This window comes from Streptomyces sp. H39-S7 (assembly GCF_027158205.1).
Lineage (GTDB): Bacteria > Actinomycetota > Actinomycetes > Streptomycetales > Streptomycetaceae > Actinacidiphila.
In genome coordinates this window covers 20,568-27,220 of record NZ_JAPVLU010000077.1, presented here as the reverse complement: position 1 = coordinate 27,220, position 6,653 = coordinate 20,568, and the positions used below count along the sequence as shown (strand labels likewise).

Below are 6,653 nucleotides of genomic sequence, written 5' to 3'. Positions count from 1 at the left end.
CGGCCGCACCTTCGGCACGGCGCTGGGCGGCTCCCGTGAACCGGTCGAGGTCCATGCCCGCCATTTCGGCGGCATCGGCGTCGATCTGCTCCAGGAGGTCGCCCATGTCTCGTTGCATCGCGTCGGTGACGGCGTCGACCAGCAGTTCCCTGAACACCTGGCGCGCGGGGTTGTGCCCTGCTGCGGCTGCCACAGCGGCGTCGCGGGCCGTGGCGACTTCCTCGCCGGACAGGTGGACCAGTTGCTGTCCGACCTGGACGGTGAAGTCACCGGCGGGGGCCTGATGGACGCGCAGCAGGCCGGCCAAGGCGTCGGCGAGGTCAAAGCTGCCCTTGAGACGCGCCGTATCGAACGGGTCCACCGTGTTCGTGGACACTGCGGCCAGTTCCCGGCAGGTCGCCAGAACGACGTCGTTCTCTCCGAGCGAGGGAAGGACCTGGGAGATGTAGTCGAGGAACCGGGCGTTCGGGCCCACCACCAGGACACCCTCCTGCGCGGCGCGCGGGAACGCGTACAGGACATAGGCCGCCCGGTGCAGGGCGACCACCGTCTTGCCGGTGCCGGGCCCGCCCTGCACCACGCTCACCCCGCGGTGGGCGGAGCGGACGATCTCGTCCTGCTCGGCCTGCAGCGTTGCGACGGCCGCGTGCATCTGGCCCGTACGCCGGGCCGACAGAGCCTCGGTCAACGGGCCGTCCCCCACGACGTCCTCGTCGGTCGGGGCGGTCCCGTCCAGCAGTTCGTCGCTCACCGAGATGACCGTGCGCTCCTCGAGGCGCAGGTGCCGGCGCCGCCGCAGATCCATCGGGTGGACCGGTGTCGCCTCGTAGAAGGGCCGCGCGGCGTTCGCGCGCCAGTCCACGAGCAGCGGCAGGCCATCGTCCTCCGTATGCAGTCCGATCCGCCCGATGCGCAGGGCCGTGCCATCCGTCCAGTCAATGCGCCCGAAGACCAGCCCTTTTTCGGCGGCCTCCAGCCGGCCGATTTCCTTGGCCAGGCGCTCGGCGGCGATTTCTCTCTCGTATGCCTCGCCGGCGCTTTCCGCCGCGGCCTTCAGCACACTCGCTCGTTGTACTCGCGCCTCGGAAAGCCGCTCGGTGAGCACCTCATACAAGGAGGACACATAATCCCGCTCCGATGCAAGTGCACGCACAGCGGGGTTATTCATCTTTGACAACAGGGGCTCCTTCGATTCGAGCCACACCATACGGTCAAAGTTCCTTGAATATAAGTCTTGACTTACTTGGTGAAGTTATGGCCCTACGACCGAATCAATGACGCCTGACTGTATTGCGTAGCATCCATTTTGCTGTTCCGTATATCGCTCATTGCGCTCCCCGATGCCCGCCTGCATTATGGGCGAGCCCGCCCTTGGATGCCCGCCCGGACTATCCGACCCCGTCCCACCCAACCTGTATCCGCCGAACTTCAGACTTCGCGTCCTTGATATCGTCGAAGGAACGAATGACGACAGGCGCGGCGGGTGTCCGATGAACCCGGATTTCCCGGGGCCCGGCGCGCCTGGTGGCCGGCGTCCAGGAGTGGGCAACCGTACGAGTGGCCAGTTCCGGCTTGGTGGTGAAGGCGGTGTCCTGGTCGAGTCCGGCATCCCGGCAGTGGTCAGGGTCGGAGGTCCATGAACGCGGGACGTAGGGTTCCCGGTCAACTGCCGCGTGCCCGCGCCAGCCCGCGTAGACCAGGTAGACGGCGGCCTGGGCTTTTTCGAGCCTGCCCGCGGTGCCGGTGTACTGGCGCTGGACGCCGACCGTGTCGGTGCCCTTCGTCACGTCCCCGGTCTCGTCGACCACCGTTACCGCCTGGTCGTCGTGCAGGTGGTCCACCACGTAGGCACACACATCGTCGCGGACCCGGTCGGCGTCCCACTTGCCCCGGCCGAGCAGGTGCTGCATGCCGTCCGGGGTCCTCTCCCCGGCCCATTCGGCGATGGTCCGGCAGTTCTTGCGCGGCAGGTCCGACAGCAGTCCGAGCACCAACTTCCGGACCCCCGTGTGAACCGTCCCGCTATCCGGCTCATCAGGCCCTCGAACGCCTCCTGCCGGCGGGCAGGGTCTACGCTGTGACCTGCGGCCACCGCGTGATCGTTGGTCTTCACACACCGATGATCAACGGGTGGCTGCACCCGTCTCCGCAGCGCGTCGGGGTCGCGCAGCGTCCGCCCGCCGTTCCTGTGTCAGGAGGACATGTGCAACGTGGCGAAGTCTGGTGGGTGGAGTTCGACGAGCGGCGGCCGGTCGTGCTGCTGTCGGGAGACGACGCGTCCGGGATCCGGGTGATGCAGGTCGTCGCTCGGGCGGGGGTCGACATCACCGGTCTGGGCGTCGAAGTGGCAGTAGGCGCCGAGGAAGGACTGCTTTTTGAAGGAGTGCTGCGGTTCGCGTTGCCGCGTCCGGGCTTTACCCCTTGCACGTGGCTGACCACCGTGTCCCGGGACGACCTGATCGAGCGGGCAGGCGTTCTGCCCTCCGCGAAGCTCAGCGAGATCGAGAACGCCCTGCGTCTCGGTGAGCAGGCGAAGCAGTGGACCCCGGCCACGACCGCGAAGCTCAGCGAGATACGGAACGCTCTGCGTCTCGGTGGACTCGGGTAGGCGGAGAAGGAACGGACGCCCGCGATGGCGTGGTCGGTCTCGTCCAGATGATCGACGCTGCCAGCTGCCTCCTCGGCGCCCCTCACGATCGAGATCACGAACGATGGCTGGAGTACCAGGGTCGAATGCGACCACCCCAACGCCCCGGCATGCCTGGTGGCCTTGATCTGGGCAGACACCGCGTGGTCAGCGCTCGCCGCCCCTCGGGGTCAACTGATCGGATGACCCCGGGGTCATCCGCCCGGCAGCTCGCGACCAGCCGGATTGGCGACTGCCGGCGGCCGGTTGCGGGCTCAGGGTGGAGAGCAGCGGCAACCAGTCGCAGCGCTCGGCTGCTTTGAGGTGTCACCGTCATGCCCGCGCAGACTCCGGCGGCGCGCCCTGCCCCCGTACCGTGTGCCGACGATCCGCAATCCGCAATCTCAGAACCCCGAACCCCGCTTCGCCCGAAAAATCCCAGGAGCCCCGCCATGCCCGCTGACAGCGCAGCCAACCGCACCTTGCTGACCGCCGCCGAGCGCGGAGACGCCGCCGCGGTGCGTGCCGCGCTCGACGCCGGGGCTCGCGTCGAAGCCCGCGCGGGCGACCTGCGTACCCCACTGCTGCTCGCCGCACTCGGCGACCACGTCGAAGCGGCCGCCGTTCTTGTCGCCGCAGGTGCGGATGTCAATGCGCAGGACGCCCAGGACGACAGCGCATGGCTGGCCACCGGCGTGACGGGCAGCGTCACCATGCTGCGGACGCTCCTGCCGGCGGGCCCGGATCTGACCTTGCGCAACCGCTTCGGCGGGGTCTCGGTCATCCCCGCCTCCGAGCGCGGTCATGTCGCGTACGTGCAAGCCGTGCTGGACGAGACGGACATCGACGTGAACCACGTCAACCGGCTCGGCTGGACCGCCCTGTTGGAGGCGGTGATCCTCGGTGACGGCGGCAGCGCGCACCGGCAGATCGTTCAGATCCTGCTCGCCGCGGGGGCCATCGCCGACCTCCCGGACGCCGACGGCGTCACGCCCCTGACCCACGCGGAACGACGGGGTTTCGACGAGATCGCGACCCTGCTCCGGGGCGCCGGATGATCCGCCGGATCGCGGGGGTCCTCCTGCTGGGGGCCACCCTCGCGGGCTGCGCGCAGGGCGCGGGGGAGTCCACGCCTGATCGACCGCGCCTGTCGACCGTGACGCCCGCGTCCCCCGCCGTTCCCGACGCGTCCCAGCCGCCTTCCCCCGGTACGACGTCCCCCGGCGCCCTGCTCGTGGCCGACTTCGACAGTGACACCGTCACCTTCGTCGACCCGGCTCGTGGCCCCATGAAATCCGTCAAGGTCGGCCTCGCTCCCTACGGCATCGCCCTCGGCCGCGACGGCCGCGCCTGGGTCTCCACCGCCGAGGGTGTCGCGGTGGTCGACACCGCCACGCGCACCCGTACGGCCCTGATCCCGTACGCCACCGAAACCGGTCGCCCCACCCTGGGCGAGTACCGCGGCGGGGGCATGGGCATCGCGCTCACCCCCGACGGGCGGCACGTTTATGTCGGCGTCAATGTTCCGGACCGTGACGGGGTGGTGGAGGTCATCGACACCACCTCCGGCACGGTGTCGGACACCGTCCCCGTGGGCCGCCGCCCCTTCGACGTGGACAACTCCCGGGACGGCCGCGAGGTCTACGTGACCAACCACGACTCCTTCTCGGTGACGGTGCTCGCCGTGGACACCCGTGCCCCACGTACCTATCAGGTCGCCCCGTACGGCACTGAGGGTGGTCCGGGCTCCTGGCTCAAACCGCACTATGCCGCCGTACGCCCCTCGGACGGCGCGCTCCTCCTGCCCTTCGAGGGCGAGCGCCTGGCCGTCCTGGACCCGCGCACGGGCAACGTCACGATCGACCCCATGACCGCCGATACCCACCAGCACGGCACCACGATCACTCCCGATGGCACCCTGCTGGTTGTCGGCACGGGTCCGATCACCAGCGCGGACTCCGAGGCATCCCTCACGGTCCGCAGCCCCACGGGCCACGAGCGCGTCATCCCCCTGCGGGGCGCCCACGAGAACGTCGCGGTCTCCCCGGACGGCCGGACGGCCTACGTCACGGGTGGCTTCACCCGGGAGGGCGCCTGGGACGGCATCACCGTCGTCGACCTCGCCTCGGGCGACACCCGTCGACTGCCCGCAGGAGTAAGCCCGTTGGGCATCGTCGTCCTGTGAGGGCCCGCCCGCACCGGGTCAGGCGCAGATGCGTTTGAACGTGCTCGCCCCGGAACGGGCGCGGAACGTCACCGCGTGCCCTGCCCCGTCGGTGAACACCGCTTCCGTCGCGGACTTCAGGGTCATCGTTCCGCGTTGGGTGGGGTTGTCCCATCCGTCGGGCGGGTTCCCTGCACCGTCGGAGAGCGGCGTCCTGGCCTCGAAGTACGTCGAGCCGATCCGGGCTTCGTCGATCCCGCAGTGCGTGTAGAGATCGAAGTGGATGACCCGAGGGGCGGGCGCGGACGAAGCAGGGGGCGTCCCCGCCGGAGGCGTCGGGCGTCCCCGCTCCACCTTGCCGCCGGATTCCGTGCAGCCCGCCGCGAGCACGAGCACGGACAGAAGGGCGATCGGCACAGCTGTCTTGGCCATGGCCGTTCGACGTGCAGAGTGCCCAACGGGTTCCGAACGGCACATTGGCTTGTGCGCACAACTCGTTCCGGTGTTGATCACCTGCGCGATAGGCCAAGAGCCGGGGCCACCGCCTTGTCGGGCGGCCCGTCGGTGAGAGGCGTGGGGCGGTGGCGGATGGAGTGAGGGTGCCGAGGCGGTCCCCCGTTGTCCCTGACTTCCGGCCGCCCATAGGGTTCGGGAGCTATGATCAACCGCAACCCTCTGCCGGGGGAGCGGCAGTTGACGCCGGGGGGGGCGACGTGGTGGAGGACAGCAGACCTGCGCGCGGGACACAGGGAACCGTGTGGGGGAGGGCGTTGCTCGTCGTGACGGCCGGGTTGGTATGCGGACTGGCTGTGTCCTTCCACTGGTTCGCCTGGACTTCGATTCCGGGCAACTCGTGCGGCGACGGTTCACGCCCCTGTCCCGAGGGCACCCTCCCCACCATCCTGCTGGCGTTCCTGTGCACTTTCTCGGGCCTGATCTTGGTCACCTGGCGCGTCGTGGAACTGGCCAAGGTCCGTCCCGGTACAGCGCTGCCCGCCGCGCTGGTCGTGGTGGGCATGGTCCTCGCCCTATGGCCGGGGTGGAAGATGTACGCGTGGATGCGCGGCCCCGTCCTCGACCGGGCCTGGGACGTGCCGGTCGACCGGCCCAGCACCATCAAGGGTGTGGGTAACTGGGTCTTGAACGGAGCCGTCGTGCGCGCCCGCACCGACGGTCTGACCAGCTACGACCTCGCCGACGGACGTGAGCGCTGGAGCATGGAGGCGCCCGTGCGTGGGTCGGCGTGCGCGATGAGCGATGCCGCTGTTGACGGCGTTGGTGTCATCGCCTTCGGCCGCGAGGAGGAGCCGTGCGACACGGTATGGGGCATTGACACCGCCAGCGGCCGCAAGCTCTGGGAGCGGAAGATCACGGGCGCCGCCGGGACCGGGCCCACCGACGGCAGGGTGGCCGCCGACAGCGGCGTCGCCGTCGCACTGGAGGAGACCGCCGTTCGGGGCTTCGCGCTACGCACAGGCGTTCCGGGCTGGAAACTGGACCTCGGCGAGGGCTGCTCGCCGATCGTCGCGTCGGCCACGGCGGGCCGGACCCGAGTGGTCGTCCAATGCCTGCGTGGGCCGGAGTCCGCGTTCGGCTCGCTGGAACTGGTGACGCTCGACACCGCCAACGGCACACATGTACGCCGTACCCAGCTGCCGGCGGAGAGCCGCTGGGAGACCGTCATGGTCGTCTCCGCCCGGCCGTTCGTGCTCTGGCTCAAGGAGAAGGCCGAACGCGGCACCGATGCCGTGCTCGCCTTCGACGACCAGGACCGCCTGCGCGGGGTGGTGAAGATCTCGGGGCGCGAGGAGGACCTGCACCTGACCGTGTCCCCCCAACAGGGCTTCGACGCCCGGCCCTCGC

The 6,653-nt window shown here is 69.6% G+C and carries 5 protein-coding genes and 2 pseudogenes; 4 read left to right on the top strand and 3 right to left on the bottom strand.

Going from position 1 to position 6,653, the window contains the following annotated elements; all coding sequences use genetic code 11:
* Positions 1-1,123: pseudogene (locus O3X23_RS40350) on the bottom strand (AAA family ATPase); the annotation flags it as partial.
* Positions 1,124-1,476: 353 nt separating this feature from the next.
* A pseudogene (locus tag O3X23_RS40345) lies at positions 1,477-2,035 on the bottom strand (IS701 family transposase); the annotation flags it as partial.
* 168 nt (positions 2,036-2,203) lie between these two features.
* On the opposite strand from O3X23_RS40345, the gene O3X23_RS40340 reads away from it, so the two are divergent.
* From O3X23_RS40340 to O3X23_RS40330, 3 genes are all read left to right on the top strand, one after another.
* Entirely contained in the window at positions 2,204-2,608 is a 405-nt protein-coding gene (locus tag O3X23_RS40340) for a type II toxin-antitoxin system PemK/MazF family toxin (protein ID WP_269279106.1), read from the top strand.
* A gap of 470 nt (positions 2,609-3,078) precedes the next feature.
* Complete coding sequence (locus tag O3X23_RS40335) at positions 3,079-3,684, top strand: ankyrin repeat domain-containing protein (RefSeq protein WP_269279103.1); 606 nt, start codon at positions 3,079-3,081, stop codon at positions 3,682-3,684.
* Positions 3,681-4,811 (top strand): YncE family protein, encoded by a 1,131-nt coding sequence (locus O3X23_RS40330; protein WP_269279100.1) that lies wholly within the window; start codon positions 3,681-3,683, stop codon positions 4,809-4,811. The genes O3X23_RS40335 and O3X23_RS40330 overlap by 4 nt, the downstream gene beginning before the upstream one ends.
* A gap of 18 nt (positions 4,812-4,829) precedes the next feature.
* On the opposite strand, the gene O3X23_RS40325 is transcribed toward O3X23_RS40330, so the two are convergent.
* Entirely contained in the window at positions 4,830-5,222 is a 393-nt protein-coding gene (locus O3X23_RS40325; protein WP_269279097.1) for a hypothetical protein, read from the bottom strand.
* Between the two features lie 377 nt (positions 5,223-5,599).
* Here O3X23_RS40325 and O3X23_RS40320 point away from each other — a divergent pair.
* On the top strand, positions 5,600-6,653 hold a 1,054-nt coding region (locus O3X23_RS40320; protein ID WP_269279094.1), incomplete at its 3' end, for an outer membrane protein assembly factor BamB family protein.

Coding starts and splice junctions, on each gene's coding strand:
- O3X23_RS40330 (WP_269279100.1), top strand. CDS start 3,681: ATGATCCGCCGGATCGCGGGGGTCCTCCTGCTGGGGGCCACCCTCGCG.
- O3X23_RS40335 (WP_269279103.1), top strand. CDS start 3,079: ATGCCCGCTGACAGCGCAGCCAACCGCACCTTGCTGACCGCCGCCGAG.
- O3X23_RS40325 (WP_269279097.1), bottom strand. CDS start 5,222: ATGGCCAAGACAGCTGTGCCGATCGCCCTTCTGTCCGTGCTCGTGCTC.